This window comes from Ruegeria sp. CG11, from assembly GCF_056537245.1.
In genome coordinates this window covers 58,272-77,234 of record NZ_JBQFRE010000014.1, presented here as the reverse complement: position 1 = coordinate 77,234, position 18,963 = coordinate 58,272, and the positions used below count along the sequence as shown (strand labels likewise).

Sequence of the window (18,963 nt, the reverse complement as noted above, 5' to 3'; positions counted from 1 at the left end):
AATTTCGCGCAACTCAACTTTGACACCCGAACACGCCAACGCGAGGCGGGCCCTGATTGCATACGGGCAGCGGCGGAACGTCCATAAGATATAGCGAACGTCCGAAATGACGAGCCACGCCGCAACGTCTTGACCGATCAGTGAAAGGCAGGTTTGGTCCGTTTTTCAAAATTAAGATCCGAATTAGCTGTAACTCAGACAGTCAGAGGCAACATTAGTTGGCGGAAAGGTAAGTTAACTGGTCAAAAGGCAAAATATCTCTGCATTTGACACCTTGTTTTATTGGTCGGAGTGAGAGGATTCGAACCTCCGACCCCTGCCTCCCGAAGACAGTGCTCTACCAGGCTGAGCTACACTCCGACCGTGGCGGGTGATCTATACCCGGGGATTTGGATGTGCAAGAGGGATTCTGAAGTCCTTTGCAGGAATTCCCGGGGGACGATTGACGCTGAATTCCCATCAGGGCAGGGGATCGGTTCGGTAGAGCCGGATTTTCGTGCCACCATGATCCACGACGGGGCCCGGGGCCAGCAATGGCAGGCGGGTCGCGCGGGCAAGCGACTGGCTGCTGGTCACGATACCTGCACGCCAGCCGCTGAACCGTGACATCAGAACTTTTCCCAGGCTGCCGTACAGAGAGCGCAGACGCTTTTCGTCTCCGATCCTGGCGCCATAGGGCGGGTTCACGATGACCAAGCCTGCGGGTCCCGCCGGAGGTTTGATGTCACTGACCGACTTACACTGAAACCGGGTGTGCACGGCAACTCCGGCACGGTCGGCATTGGTGGTGGCCGCGTCGACAGCGCCGGTGTTTCGGTCGGAGCCGTAAAACACCATGTCTGTTTCCGACCGCGGGTCGTTCAGTTGCATCGAAGCCCAGATTTCCGAATCGAACCCCTGCAGGTCTTCGAAGGCAAAATGACGGGACCGGCCGGGGTTCAGCCCCAAAGCGATCTCGGCCGCTTCGATGACAAACGTCCCCGAACCGCACATCGGGTCCAAAACCGGTTCCGACCCGTCGAAGCCGCATTCCCGCAGGAACATCGCCGCCATCGTTTCGCGCATCGGCGCCTTGGCAACGGCCGGCTTATGGCCGCGCTTGTGCAGCGGCTCGCCCGAAGTATCGACGGACAAGGTACAGATGTCCTTTTCGATGCGCAGCAAAACCCGCAGACCCGCGTCCGACGAAATCGGAGCGCCCAACGTGCCCGTGATCGCCTGCTCGATCCTCTGACGAGCTGCGCCCGCGTGATAGATACGCGACTTGCGGCTGGTGGCCTCGACCTTAACCGGAATATCGGGGCGCAGCACATCTGACCACGGAAACTTGCGCGCCCGCTTGTCGAGCTGCGCCAGGTGGACCGCGGGAAAGCTGCCCAAACGGACCAGAACCTTGTTGGCCCCGCGCAGACACAGGTTCGCGCGCCAGACCTCGGGCCAGCCTCCTCGGCAACTGACACCGCCGGGTACGATATTGGCAGCCGCGAATCCCTTTTCGACGGCTTCGACGTGCAAAGGCGCCTCAAGCCCCGGGGTGGCCACCAGAAAAATCTCAAGATCGGTCGTCTGTTCCATTGGATGTGCTTACACTGGAAGCTTTCCGGGTGCGACACGCAAATTGAGCTGCGACAAAACGTAAGTCTTCACAGGAAAGTGCCATTCAAAGTGCAGTTTTGGCGGTAACAGGTTTGCTTTTAGCATCATCCCCGCGTAAAGGACCTCCAATCAGAATTACGCCCGCGGAATTCGGACGCATTTCGACGCTTTTGCGACGACTGTTTAGAAATCCCGCGTTATTGTCTGACCCTGAAAAGGTGTCGGCAAGGCTGGCGCAGGTAAAGAGGCTTGGAAGACAGTAGCGACATGCAAACTTTCAAACTGAAAAAAGGGTTGGAGTTGCCGGTGCAGGGCGCGCCGGAACAAACCATCCATCCGGGACCAGAATTTAACACCGTCGGGGTGTTGGGGGGCGACTACCTTGGCCTGAAACCGCGTATGCTGGTTCAGGAAGGTGACGCGGTTCAGCGCGGCACACCGCTGTTCTGTCACAAGGACGCACCCGAGGCGATGATGGTCGCCCCGCTTGGCGGTAAAGTCGTAGCCATCAACCGTGGTGCCCGGCGTGTATTGCAGAGCGTCGTGATCGAGGTTTCGGACCCCAACGACAGCGGTATCGACTTCTCGGGCATCGGCAACGCGGACAGCGCCGAAGGTGTGACCGAAAAGCTGTGCGCAGCGGGCCTGTGGACGGCCTTCCGCACGCGGCCTTATTCGAAGATGCCGGTGCCGGGCAGCAAACCGGCAGCGATTTTCGTCACCGCGATGGACAGTGAGCCGCTGGCAGCTGATGCGGCGGTGATCATCGCCGACGCTGGTGAAGCTTTTGCCGCAGGTCTGAGCGTGCTTACCAAGCTGACCGAGGGCAAAACCTATCTGTGCCAAAAGGACGGTGATTCCATTCCGGGCGCAGATGTGACTGGTGTCGAAGCTGCGGCCTTCTCCGGCCCGCACCCTGCAGGTCTGGCAGGCACGCATATTCACTTCCTCGAGCCGCTGGCAGGCGACAAGCAGGTTTGGACCATCGGCTATCAAGACGTGATCGCGATTGGCCGGCTGTTCCAAACCGGACACCTGGACCCCAACGTCGTGATCGCTCTCAGCGGCCCCGGTGCGCGGCAACCGCGGTTGATCCGTACCGTCATGGGCGCCTCGACCGATGATCTGACCCGCGATGAGGTCGATGTGGACGGCACCGCCCGGATCATTTCGGGCTCGATACTGTCTGGTGTGCAGGCGGACGGGCCGACCGCCTATCTGGGGCGCTTCGCTCGTCAGATTTCGATCATTCGTGAAGACCACGACCAGCACACTATGGGCTGGATTCTTCCGATGCCGTCGAAATTCGCAATCCAGCCGGTTCTGGGCTCGGCCTTTGCACGTAAGCTCTACAAACTGACCAGCAACCTGAACGGTGGTCGCCGGGCGATGGTGCCGACGGGAACGTTCGAAGAGCTGATGCCGCAGGACTATCTGCCGACACAGCTGTTGCGGGCGCTGCTGGTGATGGACACCGATACCGCTCAGGCACTGGGCGCGCTGGAGCTGGACGAAGAGGATCTGGGCCTTGTCGGCTTTGCCTGTCCGGCAAAATATGAATACGGGCTGGCGCTGCGCGACTGCCTGACCAAAATTGAAAAGGAGGGCTGATCCGAATGGGTTTGCGCAGCTTCTTTGACCGGATTGAGCCGAACTTTACCAAGGGCGGCAAGTACGAGAAGCTTTTCCCCATCTACGAGATGGTCGAAAGCTTCATCTACACTCCGAAAACCGTAACCACCGTTGCCCCCCATGCGCGGTCCTATGTGGATATGAAGCGGATCATGACTTATGTCGTGATCGCGACGATCCCATGTATCCTGTGGGGGATGTGGAACACCGGCTATCAGGCGAACTCGGCCATTGCCACGCTGGGGCCGGAATCGGCCACTGGCTGGCGGATCGCGCTGCTGCAGATGTTCGGCATTTCGCTGGACCCGTCCAGCATCTTTGCCAATGTCATGCACGGGCTGCTCTACTTCCTGCCGATCTATATTGTGACGCTAGTCGCAGGTGGTATTTTCGAGGTCATCTTCGCCACCGTACGCGGGCACGAGGTAAACGAAGGTTTCCTTGTGACCTCAATGCTTTACACGCTGATCATGCCGGCTACCACGCCGCTATGGCAGGTGGCATTGGGCATCATCTTTGGCGTTGTGATCGGCAAAGAGGTGTTTGGCGGCACCGGCAAGAACTTCCTCAACCCTGCGTTGGTTGGCCGCGCGTTCCTGTATTTCGCTTATCCGGCGCAAATGTCGGGTGACGCGATCTGGACCCCGGTTGACGGGTTCTCGGGCGCGACGGCGCTGGCCGTTTCTGCGGCTGACGGGATGCAGGCGCTGGCCGCCGAGGGTATTACCTGGTGGAGCGCCTTTTACGGCACCATTCAGGGCAGCTTTGGCGAAACCTCGACGCTGGCCTGTATCATCGGTCTGGTCTTCCTGCTGGTGACAAAAATTGCCAATTACCGCCTGATTGTGGGCTGCCTGGCCGGGACGATCGTGTTCACATGGCTGCTGAATCTGATCGGGTCGAACACCAACCCGATGTTTGCGATGCCCTGGTACTGGCACATCGTGCTGGGCGGATATGCGTTCGGTCTGGCCTTCATGGTGACCGAACCGGTATCGGCAAGCCACACCAATCTGGGCCGCTACATCTATGGCGCGCTGATCGGTGTCATGGTTGTGCTGATCCGCGTCCTCAACCCGGCTTTCCCCGAAGGCATGATGCTGGCCATCCTGTTCGGAAACGTCTTTGCACCGCTGATCGACTATTTCGTCGTTCAGGCCAACATCAAACGGAGGGCGCGTCGCCATGTCTGATACGCAATCCCAAGAACCAAAAGGCGCGATTGCCAAGTTTCTGGCGGCTTCGCCGGATTCGGTTGGCAAGACGATCTTCATCGCCGTGGCTGTCTGCCTTGTGGCCTCGATGGTCGTGTCCGCCGCTGCAGTCAGCCTGCGCCCGGTGCAGGAAGCAAACGCGCTGAAGGACAAACAGGTGAACGTTCTGCAGGTGGCGGGAGTTTATGAGCCCGGCATCGATGTCTCCGAAGCCTTCGCCGCGTTTGAGCCACATGTGCTGGAACTGGCCACAGGCGAGTTCGTCGATGATCAGTTCGACCCGGCCACCTTCGACGATATCGCAGCCGCCAGTGACCCCGAGTTGAGCGTCGCGCTGGACAACGACCCGGCAGGGATCGGCCGCAAGGCAAAGTACCGCGTGATCTATCTGCTGCGTGACGATGCCGGCGATCTGGACAAGGTGATCCTGCCTCTGCACGGCTACGGGCTATGGTCCACGCTCTACGGCTTCATCGCGCTGGAGAACAACGGCAACGATATTTACGGCCTGCAGTTCTATCAGCATGGCGAAACCCCGGGCCTGGGTGCCGAGGTGGACAATCCGCGCTGGAAAGCGCTGTGGAGCGGTAAGAAGCTGCGTGATGGCGCGGGCGATCTGCAGATCACCGTCGCCAAGTCGCAGCCTGCTGCTGGCCCAGACTTCTATGTCGATGCGCTGGCCGGTGCCACGCTGACATCCGTGGGTGTCGATAACCTGGTAAGATTCTGGATGGGTGACGCGGGCTACGCTCCGTTCCTGGCCAAACTGCAAGCAGGAGAGTTCTAATGTCTCAGACCAAGAAAGAGATGCTGGTCGACCCGCTTGTCGACAACAACCCGATCACGCTGCAGGTTCTGGGTATCTGTTCCGCACTGGCGGTGACCTCGTCGCTGCAGGTGGCCTTTGTGATGGCGCTGGCGGTGACCTTCGTGACCGCTTTCTCGTCAATGTTCATTTCGATCCTGCGCAACCAAATCCCGGGCTCGATCCGGATCATCGTGCAGATGGTGATCATCGCCTCGCTGGTGATCCTGGTGGATCAGGTTCTCAAGGCCTATGCCTTTGAGATTTCGAAAACCCTGTCGGTTTTCGTTGGCCTGATCATCACCAACTGTATCGTGATGGGCCGCGCCGAAGCGTTTGCGATGAAGAACCCGCCGATGGCGTCGTTCATCGACGGCGTGGGCAACGGCATGGGCTATGGCCTGATCCTGATGCTGGTTGGTTTTATCCGCGAACTGTTCGGCGCCGGGTCGCTGTTCGGTGTCACCATTCTGGAGACCATCAACAACGGTGGCTGGTATGTGCCCAACGGCATGTTGCTGCTGCCGCCGTCGGCGTTCTTCATCATCGGTCTGATCATCTGGGCCTTCCGCACATGGAAGCCGAACCAGGTGGAAGAGCGTGAATACAAAATTCAGCAGGTAGAGGCCCACTGATGGAAGGTCTGATCTCACTGGCCGTAAAGGCCATCTTTGTCGAAAACCTTGCGCTCAGCTTCTTCCTCGGGATGTGTACCTTCATCGCCGTCTCCAAGAAGATTTCGACCGCGCTGGGTCTGGGCATCTCGGTTATGGTCGTTCAGGCGATCACCGTGCCTGCCAACAACCTGCTGCTGAACTATCTGCTGAAGCCGGGCGCACTGGCCTGGGCCGGGTTCCCGGATGTGGACCTGACCTTCCTTGGCCTGATCTCGTATATCGGTGTAATCGCGGCGATGGTTCAGATCCTCGAGATGGTTTTGGACAAGTATTTCCCGCCGCTCTACAACGCGCTGGGGATCTTCCTGCCGCTGATCACTGTGAACTGTGCGATCCTGGGTGGCTCGCTGTTCATGGTGGAGCGCGACTACAACTTTGCCGAGGCCACCACCTATGGTCTGTCCTCCGGCTTTGGCTGGGCGCTGGCGATCACCGCGATGGCCGGTGTACGCGAAAAGCTGAAATACTCGGACATTCCCGACGGACTGCAAGGTCTGGGCATCACCTTCATCACCGCAGGTCTGATGGCGATGGCCTTCATGTCCTTCTCGGGCGTGAAACTGTAAGGAGGGCGCAATGGAAACTTTTAGCCTTGGCGTAATCCTTTTCACGCTGATCGTTCTGGCGCTGGTCGCCATCATCATGGCCGCACGCTCGCGTCTGGTCTCGACCGGCAACGTCAACATCACCATCAACGGTGAGAAAACCATCTCGGTGCCCGCAGGCGGCAAGCTGCTGCAAACGCTGGCAGCCGAGAAGCTGTTCGTCCCCTCTGCCTGTGGCGGTGGCGGCACCTGCGCGCAGTGTCGGGTGAAGGTGCATTCGGGTGGCGGCTCGATCCTGCCGACTGAGGAAAGCCACATCACCAAGCGCGAAGCCTCCTGCGGTGACCGTCTGTCCTGTCAGGTTGCGGTCAAGCAGGACATGGACATCGAGGTTCCCGAAGAGGTCTTCGGAGTCAAGAAATGGGAATGTACCGTTCGCTCGAACGACAACGTGGCAACCTTCATCAAGGCGCTGACTCTGGATCTGCCGGAAGGTGAAGACGTCAATTTCCGCGCCGGTGGCTACATCCAGATCGAAGCCCCTGCACACGCATTGAAATACACCGATTTCGACGTGCAGGAGGAGTACCGCGAAGATTGGGACCGCTTCAATCTGTGGCAGTATGAATCGGTTGTGAACGAACCGATCGAGCGCGCCTATTCGATGGCCAACTACCCGGATGAAAAGGGCATGATCATGCTGAACGTCCGGGTCGCCTCACCGCCTCCGGGATCGGAAGGTATCCCTCCGGGTCAGATGTCGTCGTACATCTTCAACCTGAAGCCGGGCGACAAGGTTACGATCTCAGGCCCGTTTGGTGAATTCTTCGCCCGCGAGACAGAAAAAGAGATGGTCTTCATCGGCGGTGGTGCCGGTATGGCGCCAATGCGCAGCCACATCTTTGACCAGCTCAAGCGTCTTGAGAACCGCAACCGCAAGATCAGCTTCTGGTACGGTGCGCGGTCGAAGAAAGAGATGTTCTTTGTCGAAGATTTCGACTCTCTGGCCGAAGAATTCGACAATTTCGAATGGCACGTGGCTCTGTCGGACGCGCAGCCAGAGGACAATTGGAAAGGCTACACCGGCTTCATCCACAACGTCTTGTTCGAAGAATACCTCAAGAACCACCCCGCGCCCGAGGATTGCGAGTTCTACATGTGTGGCCCGCCAATCATGAACCAGTCGGTCATCAACATGCTACTGGATCTGGGTGTGGACCGCGAAGACATCATGCTCGACGATTTCGGCGGGTAAGAAACGAAAAACCGGCGCACCACGCGCCGGTTTTTTTTACAGGCGCAGGTCGCTGGCCTCTTTGGGCAGGCAGGATTTGACGTCGAAGACGACGCTCTGGTCCTTGCCATAGCCGCGTACTTGCGCGGGATTGAGGTCCAGAAACTCCCGATGCGCCACCGCCAGCACCACCGCGTCATAGGTGGCATTCTGAGGGTGTTCGATCAGTGAGATCCCATACTCGGCCTCAGCGGCGCGCGGATCGGCATGAGGGTCATAGACGTCCACGGTGACGCCGTAATCCTGTAGCTCTTCGATGATATCGACGACGCGCGTGTTGCGCAGGTCGGGGCAGTTTTCCTTGAAGGTCAGGCCCATCACCAAAACCCGCGCCGCGCCCACATTGATCCCGTCGCGCATCATCCGTTTGACCAGTTGCGAGACGACATAGCCGCCCATGCTGTCATTCAACCGCCGCCCCGCCAGAATGATCTGGGGGTGATGACCAACAGCCTCGGCCTTGTGGGTCAGGTAATAGGGGTCGACGCCTATGCAGTGCCCGCCAACCAGACCGGGACGGAAGGGCAGGAAGTTCCATTTGGTGCCCGCCGCCCGCAAAACGGCATCCGTGTCGATATCCATACGGCCAAAGATCATCGCCAGTTCGTTAACCAGCGCGATGTTCAGGTCACGCTGCGTGTTCTCGATTACCTTCGCAGCCTCGGCCACTCGGATGCTTTCGGCCTTGTGAGTGCCCGCCGCGATGATCCGGGCGTAAAGTGCATCCACCAGATCGGCCACTTCAGGGGTCGAGCCGGAGGTCACCTTGCAGATATCCGAGATCCTGTGGGTCTTGTCACCGGGATTGATCCGCTCGGGGCTGTACCCGGCAAAAAAATCGCGGTTGAAGGTCAGGCCAGATGTGCGTTCCAGAACCGGCACGCAGTCTTCCTCGGTCGCGCCAGGGTAGACGGTGGATTCATAGATCACCAGATCACCGGGGTTCAGCAGCCCTCCAACCATTTCAGACGCCGCAAGCAGGGGGGACAGATCGGGCTGCTTGCCATTGGTGATCGGGGTAGGGACCGTAACGATATAGGTGTCACACGCGTCCAGATCGGACATGTCGGTCGTGAAAACCAAGCCAGAGGCGGCGGCCAGGTCTTCCGGCTCAACCTCTTGCGTTGCATCCAGCCCCGCGCGCAGGGCTTCAATCCGGTCCGGGTTGATATCATAGCCCACGACCGGGCCGATCTTGCCAAAGGCCACGGCCAGCGGCAGACCAACATACCCTAGGCCAATAACAGCGATCCGACGGGAATTCGGGTTGGTTTCAAGCATCACGGCCCCTCGGGTCACTTTTGGTGGTAGTCACGGAACCATTCGACAAAACGCGCGATCCCGTCTTTGAAATCCGTCTGCGGTCGATAGCCGGTCAGCCGTTGCAGCAGATCGTTGTCGGCCCATGTCGCAGGTACGTCGCCCATTTGCATCGGCATGTAGTTGCGGATGGCCTTTTTCCCCAGCGCCTCTTCGATGGCTTCGACAAAGTCCATCAACCGGACCTTGTCACCGTTGCCGATATTGACCACACGCCACGGTGCCGCGTGGGAAAGGCTGTCGCCTTCCTCAATCTCGTCCGCATTGGCCGGACGCTCGGGCGGGACATCGATCAACAGCCTGATACCGCGCACAAGGTCTTCCACATAGGTGAAGTCGCGATACATGTCGCCGTGGTTGTAGATGTCGATAGGACGGTCATCCAGGATCGCATCCACGAATTTGTACAGTGCCAGATCGGGCCGCCCCCATGTTCCATAGACAGTGAAGAACCGGAACATCGTGGTCGGCAGGTTCCACAAATGGGCATAGGAATGGCCCATCGCCTCATTCGCCTTTTTGGTCGCGGCGTAAATGGTCAGGGGGGCGTCGGCCTTTTCCACCTCGGTAAAGGGCATGACCTCGTTGGCGCCATAAACCGAAGAGGTCGAGGCCATCAGAAGGTGCTCGACCTCATGCTGCCGGGCGACCTCCATCACATTGAAAGTCCCGACCACGTTCGAGCTGACATAACTGCGCGGATCTTCGAGGCTGTAGCGCACCCCTGCCTGCGCGGCAAGGTGGACGATCACCTCGGGCTGAAACTCATCGGCGATCTGCTTCAGGCGTTCGTGATTTTCCAGCAGGTCCTCGGTCGCGGAAAATCCAGGTGTCTGCAACAGCATCTGATGACGGCGGCGTTTCAGGGTGACGTCATAATAGTCCGTCATCCCGTCATAGCCATGCACGCGGAATCCTTCGGACAGCAGCAGCTTTGCCAGATGGAACCCGATAAAGCCCGCCGTGCCCGTGACCAGAACTCGTTTCATGCAACCCTCGACCTTAACACAATCTTTGACGCATCAGGGACACTGTCGTTGGGGCAAGGTCAAGGAGATTCTGGGCGAAATCGCTTAGCCGACGATCATCTGCTTCATCCGAAGCGCTTCGTATTCCAGCTCTTCCAGACGGAAATGTACAACGTCGCCGATAGTGATGACGCCGCACAAGTTGCCGTCACGCAGAACCGGCATGTGGCGGAACCGGCCTTCGGTCATGGATTTCAGAACATCGTTCAGATAATCATCCGGCGTACAGGTCTTGACCTCGTGCGTCATCAGGTCTTCGACCGCTTGCGGCAGGGTCTGGCCGGGCGTGTCCGCCATGCGCCGCACGATGTCGCGCTCGGACAGGATACCCAGCAAGGCGCCGTTCTGGTCGGTCACCAGCACCGCACCGATCCGCTTTTCCTTGAGTGTGTTGACCACGGAATGGATCGTCTCGTTCGGACGCACCGAAAACACCGCATCCCCTTTACCTTCCAGCAACTTGGCCACGGTTGTCTGCGAGTGCGACAGGTTCGACTCGGTCGATTGGCTGTACGTGGTCTTGTCAGCCTTGTCGCCACGCGATGGCGATTGGTAAGAGGTTGGGGCCATGGGCAATCTCCTTCATGGTTATTGCAAAGTCTTTCCCTTTCACCTTAGCGCAGCTAAACGACCTGTATAGGGTGCATTTGCACTGATCGGCGGAAACTCCCGCCAGCGGAGGAACCTTAAGCCTTTGAACGAGCTGTATCTTACCCCACCCGTGGCCGCGCTGATTTTCTTTGCGGTGGTCGTGTGCGGCCATAATTTCCGCATGGCGTGGAAACAGCAGGCGCCGGGATGGCAGAAACGGGCCTGGCTGTTCGGGGTGCCGGCGGGGATCGGCCTTTTGGTTCTGGGCTTTTTGCCGCTGAAGCTGTGACGCCGGTTTGACTCCGGCATGGGTGGCTGGCATATGCCGGGCACTGAATTTTCGGAGACCACCCCATGCGTCTTGTGCCTGTATTGGCCTTTGTCACACTTTTGTCCGGCTGCCTGTTCGACAAGGAGCCCGAAGTGGTCCGCCTGTCGGGTGAGACAATGGGCACAACGTTCAACATCACCGCCATTGGCGAGGATCTGGACGAGGACGCTCTGGCCGCTGCGGTTCAAGAAACCCTGGCCGAGGTCAACGCCAAGATGTCAAACTGGGACCCAAATTCCGAGGTCTCGACCTTTTCCGCCGCAACCAGCACCGATCCGACGCCCGTATCCGCCGAGTTCGCGCAAGTGATGACGGCCGCGAATGAGGTACACGACAAAACCGGCGGCATTTTCGACGTCACCCTCGGCCCGCTGATCGAATTGTGGGGCTTTGGCCCGCGTACGCCGGAAGATCCGGTGCCCTCGGATGCCGAGATTGAGGCCGCGCTGAGCGGCGTTGGCCAAAACCGGTTGCTGACCCTGGATGCCGAGGCGGGCACGCTGGCAAAATCCGAACCCGGCGTCGGCATTAACCTGTCTGCGATCGCCAAGGGCTATGGCATCGACGCCGTGGCCGAGACCCTGCGCGAAGCGGGGATCGAGGATTATCTGGTAGAAATCGGCGGCGATCTGGTCACCAAGGGCCAGAACGACAAGGGCGAAACCTGGCGGATCGGCATCGAAAAACCGCAGGCCGGAGCGCAGACTCCGCAGCTGATCGTATCGGTGGGCGATCTGGGCATGGCCAGCTCAGGCGATTACAAGAATTTCTTCGAGCACGATGGCGTGCGCTATTCGCATATCATCGACCCGACGACGGGCCGTCCGATCACGCACCGGACCACATCGGTCACCGTTCTGGCCGAAAACGCGATGATGGCGGATGCCTGGGCCACGGCGATGCTGGCGCTGGGGCAAGAAAAAGGTCTTGAGCTGGCCGAAAAGCATGAACTTGCCGTGTATTTCATCTCGCGGGATGTGACAGGTGGCGAAGAAGCCTATATCACCGTACACAGCACCGCATTCAAAGACGCGCTTGGCACCAACTAACCGGTAGGACCCACGATGAGCACCTTTATTCTGGCCTTCATTCTGCTAACCCTCGTTGTGGTGGGCATGTCACTGGGCGTGATGCTGATGGGCAAGACCATCAAGGGCAGCTGCGGTGGTTTGAATGCAATCTCGGGCGCAGATAAATGTGTGGTCTGCCAGAAAGACGTCGATCCGAATTCGCCGCTGCGCGACAAGCTCCAATGCAAACGCGCCAGAAAGATGCAGGAGCAGATGGAACGTCAGGCCGAAGCGTAATTTGCACTTCGCCCCGGGCCGGGAATTGGCTAACTAGGTCCCTGACCATCGGGGAGGTAGAGTGGTGGCCAAAGCCAAAAACATCCTGTTCATCATGTTCGACCAGCTGCGCTGGGATTACCTGAGTTGCTACGGCCACCCGCATCTGCATACCCCCAATATTGACCGGCTGGCCGCGCGTGGCGTGCGGTTCGACCGCGCCTATATCCAATCCCCGATCTGCGGCAGCTCACGCATGTCCACTTATACCGGGCGCTATGTGCATTCGCATGGGGCCTCGTGGAACGGTATCCCGCTGAAGGTCGGTGAGATCACGATGGGTGACCATCTGCGCAAGGCGGGTATGGATTGCTGGCTGGTTGGCAAAACCCATATGAAAGCGGATGCCGAAGGCATGGCACGGCTGGGGCTAGAGCCCGACAGCCTGATCGGCGCTCGCGTGGCGGAATGCGGGTTCGACGTCTTCGAACGCGACGATGGGATGCGCCCCGAAGGCCCCGACGGGTTCTATGACCCGAACGGGGCGAGCAAGTACAACAAGTACCTCTCCGACAAAGGCTATGAGAGTGACAACCCCTGGCACGACTTTGCCAACTCCGGTCTGGATGCGGATGGCAATGTTCTGTCGGGCTGGTTCCTGAAGAACTCGAGCGAGGCGGCGAATATCGCCGAAGAAGATAGTGAAACGCCTTATCTGACCGGCCGCGGCATCGAATTCATGGAAAGCCATGACGCCCCGTGGTGCTGTCACCTGAGCTTTATCAAGCCACACTGGCCTTACATTGTGCCTGAACCCTATGCCTCGATGTATGGCCCCGAGCATGTGCTGCCAGTGGTCCGGTCCGAGGCCGAACGTGAGCACGCCCACCCGGTTCTGCGCGCGTTCATGGATACGAAAATCGGCCAGACCTTCTCGCGCCAGGACGTGCGCGAGGCGGTGATCCCCGCCTATATGGGCCTGATCAAACAGGCCGACGATCAGATGGGGCGCCTGTTCGACTGGATGGAGAAAACCGGCCGGATGGAGGACACGATGATCGTGCTGACCTCGGATCACGGCGATTTTCTGGGCGATCATTGGATGGGAGAGAAGACGTTTTTCCACGATGCTTCGACCAAAGTGCCTCTGATCATCTATGACCCATCGCCCGAGGCCGACGCGACGCGCGGCACGGTCAGTGATGCATTGGTGGAATCCATCGACCTCGCCCCGACCTTTGTGGATGTGGCCGGGGGAGAGGTCGCCTCGCATATCCTCGAAGGGCATTCTCTGCTGCCGATCCTGCATGGCCGGCAAGATGAAACGCCGCGCGATGTGGTGATCTGCGAATACGATTACTCCGCCTCGCCCATCGCAGACATGCTGAATGCATCCGTCCGGGATGCGGTGATGTTCATGGTCGCCAACAAGAAATGGAAACTGATCCATTGCGAAGGCGGCCACAGACCCATCCTGTTCGATCTGGAGAATGATCCGGATGAGCTGACAGATCTGGGCGACAGTGCCGACCATACCGAGGTCATCGCTGAGATGTATGACCACCTTTTTGCCTGGACCCGCCGCCCGTCGCAGCGCACCACCCGGTCCGAAGCGCAACTGATAGAGATGCGCACAAAAAGCCGGGGCAGGGGGGTTGTCTTGGGGGTCTATGACGAAAACGAGGCCCCGCTGGACCTGACCGTCAAATATCGCGGGCGCAAAGCCCGGCCTTTTGCTGAATATATCGGCAAGGACAAACCCTCCGGGCATTAAATCTGTCCGGACACCGCCAAAAGGCGGTTCACCCTACGCGGGTCAAACGATAAAAGACCGACCAAGAGCAGTAATCCGGAGAGCCGACATGACCGCCCCAAAACCCGTTGTCCTGTGCATTCTTGATGGTTGGGGCCTGTCCGAGGATACAGAGGCCAACGCGCCTTATCTGGCCAACACACCAACCTTTGACGCGATCATGGCCAATGGTCCGCACGCGACGCTTATCACCCACGGGCCGGATGTGGGTCTTCCAAGCGGTCAGATGGGCAACTCCGAGGTCGGTCACACCAATATCGGCGCTGGCCGCGTTGTCGCGATGGATCTGGGGCAGATTGACCTGGCGATCGAGGATGGCTCGTTCTTCGACAACAACGCCCTGCAGGATTTCATTGCCAAGGTGAAAGCTTCGGGCGGTACTGCGCATTTGATGGGCTTAGTGTCCGATGGCGGGGTGCATGGTCACCTGAACCACATCGTCGCCGCGGCCAAAGCGATCACCGACGCAGGCGTGCCCGTCGCGCTGCACGCGATTACCGATGGCCGCGACGTGGCGCCGAAATCCGCCTTCACCTATATCGCCGAGCTGGAAGAACGACTGCCCGAAGGCGCGCGCATTGTCACCGTCAGCGGGCGCTATTTCGCCATGGACCGCGACAACCGTTGGGAACGCGTCAGCGAGGCCTATGAGGCGATGATCAAGGGGCAGGGCCGAACCTCTGCGACGGCACATGGCGCCATTGACCATGCCTATAACCAGTCTGAAACCGATGAGTTCATCGTGCCGACGGTTCTGGACGGTTTCGACGGTGTGAAAGACGGGGACGGGGTCTTCTGCCTCAACTTCCGCGCCGACCGCGCCCGCGAGATTCTTCGGGCGATTGGTGAGCCGGATTTCTCCGATTTCGACACCGGCCCGTGCCCGCAACTGTCTGCTCTGTTGGGGATGGTCGAATACTCGGACGGCCACAACGCCTATATGACCACCGTATTTCCCAAGCGCGATATCGTGAATACGCTGGGTGAGTGGGTCGCCAAACAGGGTCTGCGTCAGTTCCGCCTGGCCGAGACCGAGAAATACCCGCATGTCACCTTCTTCCTCAACGGCGGCAAGGAAACGCCCGAGGTGGGCGAAGACCGTTACATGCCGAAATCGCCCAAAGTGGCGACCTATGACCTGCAGCCTGAGATGTCCTCGGCCGAGGTGACCGCGAAATTCGTCGAGGCAATCGAAGCAGGCTACGACCTGATCGTCACGAATTACGCCAACCCTGACATGGTCGGCCACACCGGAGACCTGCAGGCGGCAATCAAGGCCTGTGAGGCCGTGGACCAAGGGCTGGCGCAGGTCGTGGCCGCCTTGGAAAAGGCAGGCGGCGCTATGATCGTGACCGCCGACCACGGCAACTGTGAGATGATGGTTGATCCGGAAAGCGGCGGGCCGCACACGGCGCACACGCTGAACCCGGTGCCCGTGGCACTGGTCGGCGGCCCCGAGGGTGCGACGCTGCGCAACGGGCGCCTGTCCGATTTGGCACCCACCCTGTTGCGATTGATGGGCCTGGATCGACCGCCGGAGATGACTGGGAAGAGCCTGCTGTCATGATCATGCGCGCGCTTGTTCTGGCGCTGCTGTTTGCGGCTCCGGTCCATGCACAGACCGACCCGTCCACAGCCGCGCTGAATGCGGCGCAGATGCTCGAGGACGCCTCGGTCGCCCTGACTGAGGCGGACAGTGCCCGTGATCGCGTGCGCGCCCTGACCGAAACCATCCAGGCCTATGAGGCCGGTCTGACCGCCATGCGCGAGGGTTTGCGCCGCGCCGCCACGCGCGAGGCGCAATTGACCGCCGAACTGCGCACCCGCGAAAAGGAAATCGCGCAGTTGCTGGGCGTGTTGCAGACCATTGAGACAACCGCACCGCCGGTTCTGATGCTGCACCCGTCGGGGCCGTTGGGATCGGCCCGGGCAGGGATGATGCTGTCCGAGGTCACACCGGGCCTCAACGCCCGCGCGCAGGCTTTGGCACATGACTTGCAAGAAGTGCAGACCTTGCGCCAATTGCAGCAAAGCGCGGCTGAAACCCTGACCGAAGGGCTGTCCGGCGTCCAGACCGCCAGAACGCAGCTGAGCACCGCCATCGCCGACCGCACCGATCTACCCAGCCGTTTTGTCGAGGACCCGGTGCGCACAGCGATCCTGATCTCCTCCACGGAGACTTTGGAAGGGTTTGCCAGCGGCCTGTCCGAAATTTCCGAAGGTGAAATCGCTGAAACCAGTGCCGATATCTCTGACCGCAAAGGTGAGATCGCATTGCCCGCGCAGGGTGTCCTTCTGCATCGCGCGGGGGAAACGGATGCTGCCGGTGTCAAACGCCCCGGCGTGGTGCTGGGCACGCGTCCCCGCGCGATTGTGACCGCGCCGACAGCCGCCACCATTCGCTATCGCGGACCGCTGCTGGATCTGGGGAATCTGGTGATACTGGAGCCTCAACCCGGGCTTTTGTTCGTGTTTTCGGGCCTGCAAGAGGTTTACGGCAACACCGGGCAAGTGATCCCCGAAGGCACTCCGGTGGGTTTGATGCCCGGTGAAACGCCCGAAATCGGCGCTATTTTGTCAACAAGCGGTGATGGCACTGGAACTGACCGGTCAGAAACGCTCTATATAGAGGTAAGACAGGATAACAGCCCCGTGGACCCGGAATCGTGGTTTCGGACCAGCAAGGATGGATGAACACGTATGAAGAAATTTGTGATGGCCGGTTTGGCCGGAACCTTGGCAGGTATAATCGCAACCACTCAGATCGCAGGCCCTCTGCTGGCGCAGGAGGCCGAGAACAACGCCAGCGTCTATGAGCAACTGGATTTGTTCGGCGACATTTTCGAGCGCATCCGCGCGCAATATGTCGAAGAGGTTGAGCCTGAAGAGCTGATCGAAGCGGCGATTGACGGCATGTTGACCTCGCTGGACCCGCATTCCAGCTATCTTTCGCCCGACGACGCGGAACAGATGCGGGTGCAGACCCGTGGTGAGTTTGGCGGGCTGGGCATCGAGGTCACGCAGGAAGAGGGCTTTGTGAAAGTCGTCTCGCCCATCGACGACACGCCCGCAGATGCGGCGGGGATCGAAGCGGGTGATTTCATCACCCATGTCGATGGCGAAAGCATTCTGGGCCTGACGCTGGACAAGGCAGTGGACCTGATGCGCGGACCTGTGGGTTCGGAAATCGTGATTACGGTCGTACGCGAAGGGGAACAGGAACCCTTTGACGTCACGATCATTCGCGACACGATCAAGCTGACTGCTGTGCGTGCCCGCACCGAAGGCACCAGCGTCGTGCTGCGTGTGACCACCTTCAACGACCAGACCTTCCCCAACCTTCAGGAAGGGCTGAACGAACAGATCGAAGAGGCTGGCGGTATCGACAAGGTCAACGGTTTTGTTCTGGACCTACGCAACAACCCGGGTGGTCTGCTGACGCAGGCGATCAAGGTCTCGGATGCGTTCCTGAACGAAGGCGAGATCGTCTCGACCCGTGGCCGTGATCCGGGCGAAGGCGAGCGGTTCAACGCGACCCCCGGCGATCTGGCCGAAGGCAAGCCGCTTGTGGTTCTGATCAATGGCGGTTCGGCCTCGGCGTCCGAAATCGTCGCCGGTGCGCTGCAGGATCACCGCCGCGCCATCGTGGTGGGCACCAAGAGCTTTGGCAAAGGCTCGGTGCAGACAGTGATGCCGCTGCGCGGGGACGGAGCCATGCGCCTGACCACGTCGCGCTATTACACGCCGTCGGGCCGCTCGATCCAGGCGCTTGGTGTCAGCCCTGACATCATCGTCGAACAGCCGCGCCCGGCGCCCGCATCGGACGACGAGGACTCGGACCGTCCGGCCCGGTCCGAAGCTGATCTGCGCGGCAGTCTGAACAATGACAGCCTCAGCGAGGACGAAGTCCGTCAGATCGAAGAAGACCGCGCCCGCGCCGAAGCTACCGCCGAGCTGCGCGAACAGGATTATCAGCTGGCTTACGCCATCGACATCCTGAAGGGTCTGTCGGCCTTCAACCCGAACGGGCCGTCACAATAATGTGTCGAGACCACTTGATAAGCGGTCTCTAAAAGTGAAGGTTGAAAGCCCCGCTGGTTTTTCAGCGGGGCTTTCCATGTGGACTGCATTTGTCCGAGAATAAATCCCTGACGGTTTCAGATCGGTTTCCAGCCAGCTTTAACCCAGTTCGCAAATTCCGTTTCATCAATTTGGCCTGCTGCCAGACCTTCCATCCTCTGCACACCGTTTGTTGGATCGGGGAGGAAAGCATACCCGTTAAGCCGAAGGAAAGTAAGCGCGGTCACAAAGGCCGTTCTCTTATTGCCGTCGATGAAAGCATGAGCCTTGGCGATGCCAAAAGCGTAAGCGGCTGCAATTTCGGCAAGATCGGCATCAGCGTATGCCGCAAGGTTCATGGCTCTTGCGCAGCCCATCTCTAGCAGGGCGCGATCGCGCATTCCGGGGGCTCCGCCATGCCGCGATATCTGTCGGTCGTGAATTGCAACTACCGCCGCCAGCGGAACCCAGATCAGGGCTTTCACGCCAGCGCCTGAAGCAAATCGCGGTTCTCGTCCATAACAATTTCAGCAGCCTCGAGCGCCTCGGCGACCGAAGGGTCATGGGCCATGATTTTCAGCGTGCCATCATCACCGCGCAATACGAAAAGGGTGTCGCCCTCTTTGGCATCGAGGATGGTCAACATCTCGGTGGACAGTGTCATGACGGCCGAGTTTCCGACCTTGCGGATCTTGGTTTCGATCATTGGGTTCTCCGGTATATATTATTGTATATACTTACTTGAGTCGAATCTGGCAAGTTTCAACTGGTT

At 59.3% G+C, this 18,963-nt stretch carries 20 protein-coding genes and 1 tRNA gene; 13 read left to right on the top strand and 8 right to left on the bottom strand.

The window, feature by feature from the left end:
* From ACR0KW_RS19765 to ACR0KW_RS19755, 3 genes are all read right to left on the bottom strand, one after another.
* On the bottom strand, positions 1-108 hold a 108-nt coding region (locus ACR0KW_RS19765), incomplete at its 3' end, for a glutathione S-transferase N-terminal domain-containing protein (RefSeq protein ID WP_480806518.1).
* 175 nt (positions 109-283) lie between these two features.
* Positions 284-360: transfer RNA gene (locus ACR0KW_RS19760), tRNA-Pro, on the bottom strand.
* Positions 361-459: 99 nt separating this feature from the next.
* Positions 460-1,575: a THUMP domain-containing class I SAM-dependent RNA methyltransferase gene (locus ACR0KW_RS19755; protein ID WP_480806517.1), complete on the bottom strand. Its 1,116-nt coding sequence runs from the start codon at positions 1,573-1,575 to the stop codon at positions 460-462.
* Between the two features lie 288 nt (positions 1,576-1,863).
* Between ACR0KW_RS19755 and ACR0KW_RS19750 the strand changes: the two genes are divergently transcribed.
* Genes ACR0KW_RS19750 through nqrF form a run of 6 tightly spaced genes read left to right on the top strand, consistent with a single transcriptional unit; the run spans position 1,864 to position 7,724 of the window.
* Positions 1,864-3,207 carry a Na(+)-translocating NADH-quinone reductase subunit A gene (locus tag ACR0KW_RS19750; protein WP_480806516.1) on the top strand — a complete coding sequence of 448 codons (1,344 nt, stop codon included), beginning with the start codon at positions 1,864-1,866 and terminating at the stop codon, positions 3,205-3,207.
* Between the two features lie 5 nt (positions 3,208-3,212).
* A complete protein-coding gene (locus ACR0KW_RS19745; RefSeq protein ID WP_480806515.1) occupies positions 3,213-4,421 on the top strand; it encodes an NADH:ubiquinone reductase (Na(+)-transporting) subunit B in 1,209 nt (402 codons plus the stop codon).
* Positions 4,414-5,229: a Na(+)-translocating NADH-quinone reductase subunit C gene (locus ACR0KW_RS19740; RefSeq protein WP_480806514.1), complete on the top strand. Its 816-nt coding sequence runs from the start codon at positions 4,414-4,416 to the stop codon at positions 5,227-5,229. Before ACR0KW_RS19745 ends, ACR0KW_RS19740 begins: the two co-directional genes overlap by 8 nt.
* Complete coding sequence (locus ACR0KW_RS19735) at positions 5,229-5,882, top strand: NADH:ubiquinone reductase (Na(+)-transporting) subunit D (protein ID WP_170326472.1); 654 nt, start codon at positions 5,229-5,231, stop codon at positions 5,880-5,882. Before ACR0KW_RS19740 ends, ACR0KW_RS19735 begins: the two co-directional genes overlap by 1 nt.
* Complete coding sequence (gene nqrE, locus ACR0KW_RS19730) at positions 5,882-6,490, top strand: NADH:ubiquinone reductase (Na(+)-transporting) subunit E (RefSeq protein ID WP_039526851.1); 609 nt, start codon at positions 5,882-5,884, stop codon at positions 6,488-6,490. The genes ACR0KW_RS19735 and nqrE overlap by 1 nt, the downstream gene beginning before the upstream one ends.
* Positions 6,491-6,500: 10 nt before the next feature.
* A complete protein-coding gene (nqrF, locus tag ACR0KW_RS19725; RefSeq protein WP_480806513.1) occupies positions 6,501-7,724 on the top strand; it encodes an NADH:ubiquinone reductase (Na(+)-transporting) subunit F in 1,224 nt (407 codons plus the stop codon).
* Positions 7,725-7,760: 36 nt separating this feature from the next.
* On the opposite strand, the gene tviB is transcribed toward nqrF, so the two are convergent.
* The 3 genes from tviB to ACR0KW_RS19710 form a co-directional block, all read right to left on the bottom strand.
* On the bottom strand, positions 7,761-9,044 hold the full coding sequence (gene tviB, locus ACR0KW_RS19720; protein WP_480806512.1) for a Vi polysaccharide biosynthesis UDP-N-acetylglucosamine C-6 dehydrogenase TviB: 1,284 nt from the start codon (positions 9,042-9,044) through the stop codon (positions 7,761-7,763).
* A gap of 14 nt (positions 9,045-9,058) precedes the next feature.
* On the bottom strand, positions 9,059-10,072 hold the full coding sequence (locus ACR0KW_RS19715) for a GDP-mannose 4,6-dehydratase (protein WP_480806511.1): 1,014 nt from the start codon (positions 10,070-10,072) through the stop codon (positions 9,059-9,061).
* A gap of 84 nt (positions 10,073-10,156) precedes the next feature.
* Positions 10,157-10,681: a CBS domain-containing protein gene (locus tag ACR0KW_RS19710; RefSeq protein ID WP_480806510.1), complete on the bottom strand. Its 525-nt coding sequence runs from the start codon at positions 10,679-10,681 to the stop codon at positions 10,157-10,159.
* Positions 10,682-10,805: 124 nt separating this feature from the next.
* On the opposite strand from ACR0KW_RS19710, the gene ACR0KW_RS19705 reads away from it, so the two are divergent.
* From ACR0KW_RS19705 to ACR0KW_RS19675, 7 genes are all read left to right on the top strand, one after another.
* Positions 10,806-10,991, top strand: a complete 186-nt coding sequence (locus ACR0KW_RS19705; protein ID WP_170401628.1) for a hypothetical protein — start codon at positions 10,806-10,808, stop codon at positions 10,989-10,991.
* Between the two features lie 65 nt (positions 10,992-11,056).
* Entirely contained in the window at positions 11,057-12,082 is a 1,026-nt protein-coding gene (locus ACR0KW_RS19700) for an FAD:protein FMN transferase (protein ID WP_480806509.1), read from the top strand.
* Positions 12,083-12,097: 15 nt separating this feature from the next.
* On the top strand, positions 12,098-12,340 hold the full coding sequence (gene nqrM, locus ACR0KW_RS19695) for a (Na+)-NQR maturation NqrM (protein ID WP_170326465.1): 243 nt from the start codon (positions 12,098-12,100) through the stop codon (positions 12,338-12,340).
* 64 nt (positions 12,341-12,404) lie between these two features.
* Positions 12,405-14,093, top strand: a complete 1,689-nt coding sequence (locus ACR0KW_RS19690) for a sulfatase-like hydrolase/transferase (RefSeq protein WP_480806508.1) — start codon at positions 12,405-12,407, stop codon at positions 14,091-14,093.
* An 88-nt stretch (positions 14,094-14,181) separates the two neighbouring features.
* Positions 14,182-15,699, top strand: coding sequence for a 2,3-bisphosphoglycerate-independent phosphoglycerate mutase (gpmI, locus tag ACR0KW_RS19685; RefSeq protein ID WP_480806507.1), 1,518 nt, complete (start codon positions 14,182-14,184; stop codon positions 15,697-15,699).
* On the top strand, positions 15,696-16,826 hold the full coding sequence (locus ACR0KW_RS19680; protein WP_480806506.1) for a murein hydrolase activator EnvC family protein: 1,131 nt from the start codon (positions 15,696-15,698) through the stop codon (positions 16,824-16,826). Before gpmI ends, ACR0KW_RS19680 begins: the two co-directional genes overlap by 4 nt.
* A 6-nt stretch (positions 16,827-16,832) precedes the next feature.
* Entirely contained in the window at positions 16,833-18,173 is a 1,341-nt protein-coding gene (locus tag ACR0KW_RS19675) for a S41 family peptidase (RefSeq protein ID WP_480806505.1), read from the top strand.
* 116 nt (positions 18,174-18,289) lie between these two features.
* Here ACR0KW_RS19675 and ACR0KW_RS19670 read toward each other — a convergent pair whose 3' ends face one another.
* Both ACR0KW_RS19670 and ACR0KW_RS19665 read right to left on the bottom strand, forming a co-directional pair.
* Positions 18,290-18,676 (bottom strand): type II toxin-antitoxin system death-on-curing family toxin, encoded by a 387-nt coding sequence (locus ACR0KW_RS19670; protein WP_480806504.1) that lies wholly within the window; start codon positions 18,674-18,676, stop codon positions 18,290-18,292.
* Positions 18,673-18,897 carry an AbrB/MazE/SpoVT family DNA-binding domain-containing protein gene (locus ACR0KW_RS19665; RefSeq protein ID WP_475212944.1) on the bottom strand — a complete coding sequence of 75 codons (225 nt, stop codon included), beginning with the start codon at positions 18,895-18,897 and terminating at the stop codon, positions 18,673-18,675. Before ACR0KW_RS19665 ends, ACR0KW_RS19670 begins: the two co-directional genes overlap by 4 nt.
* Between the last annotated feature and the right edge of the window lie 66 nt (positions 18,898-18,963).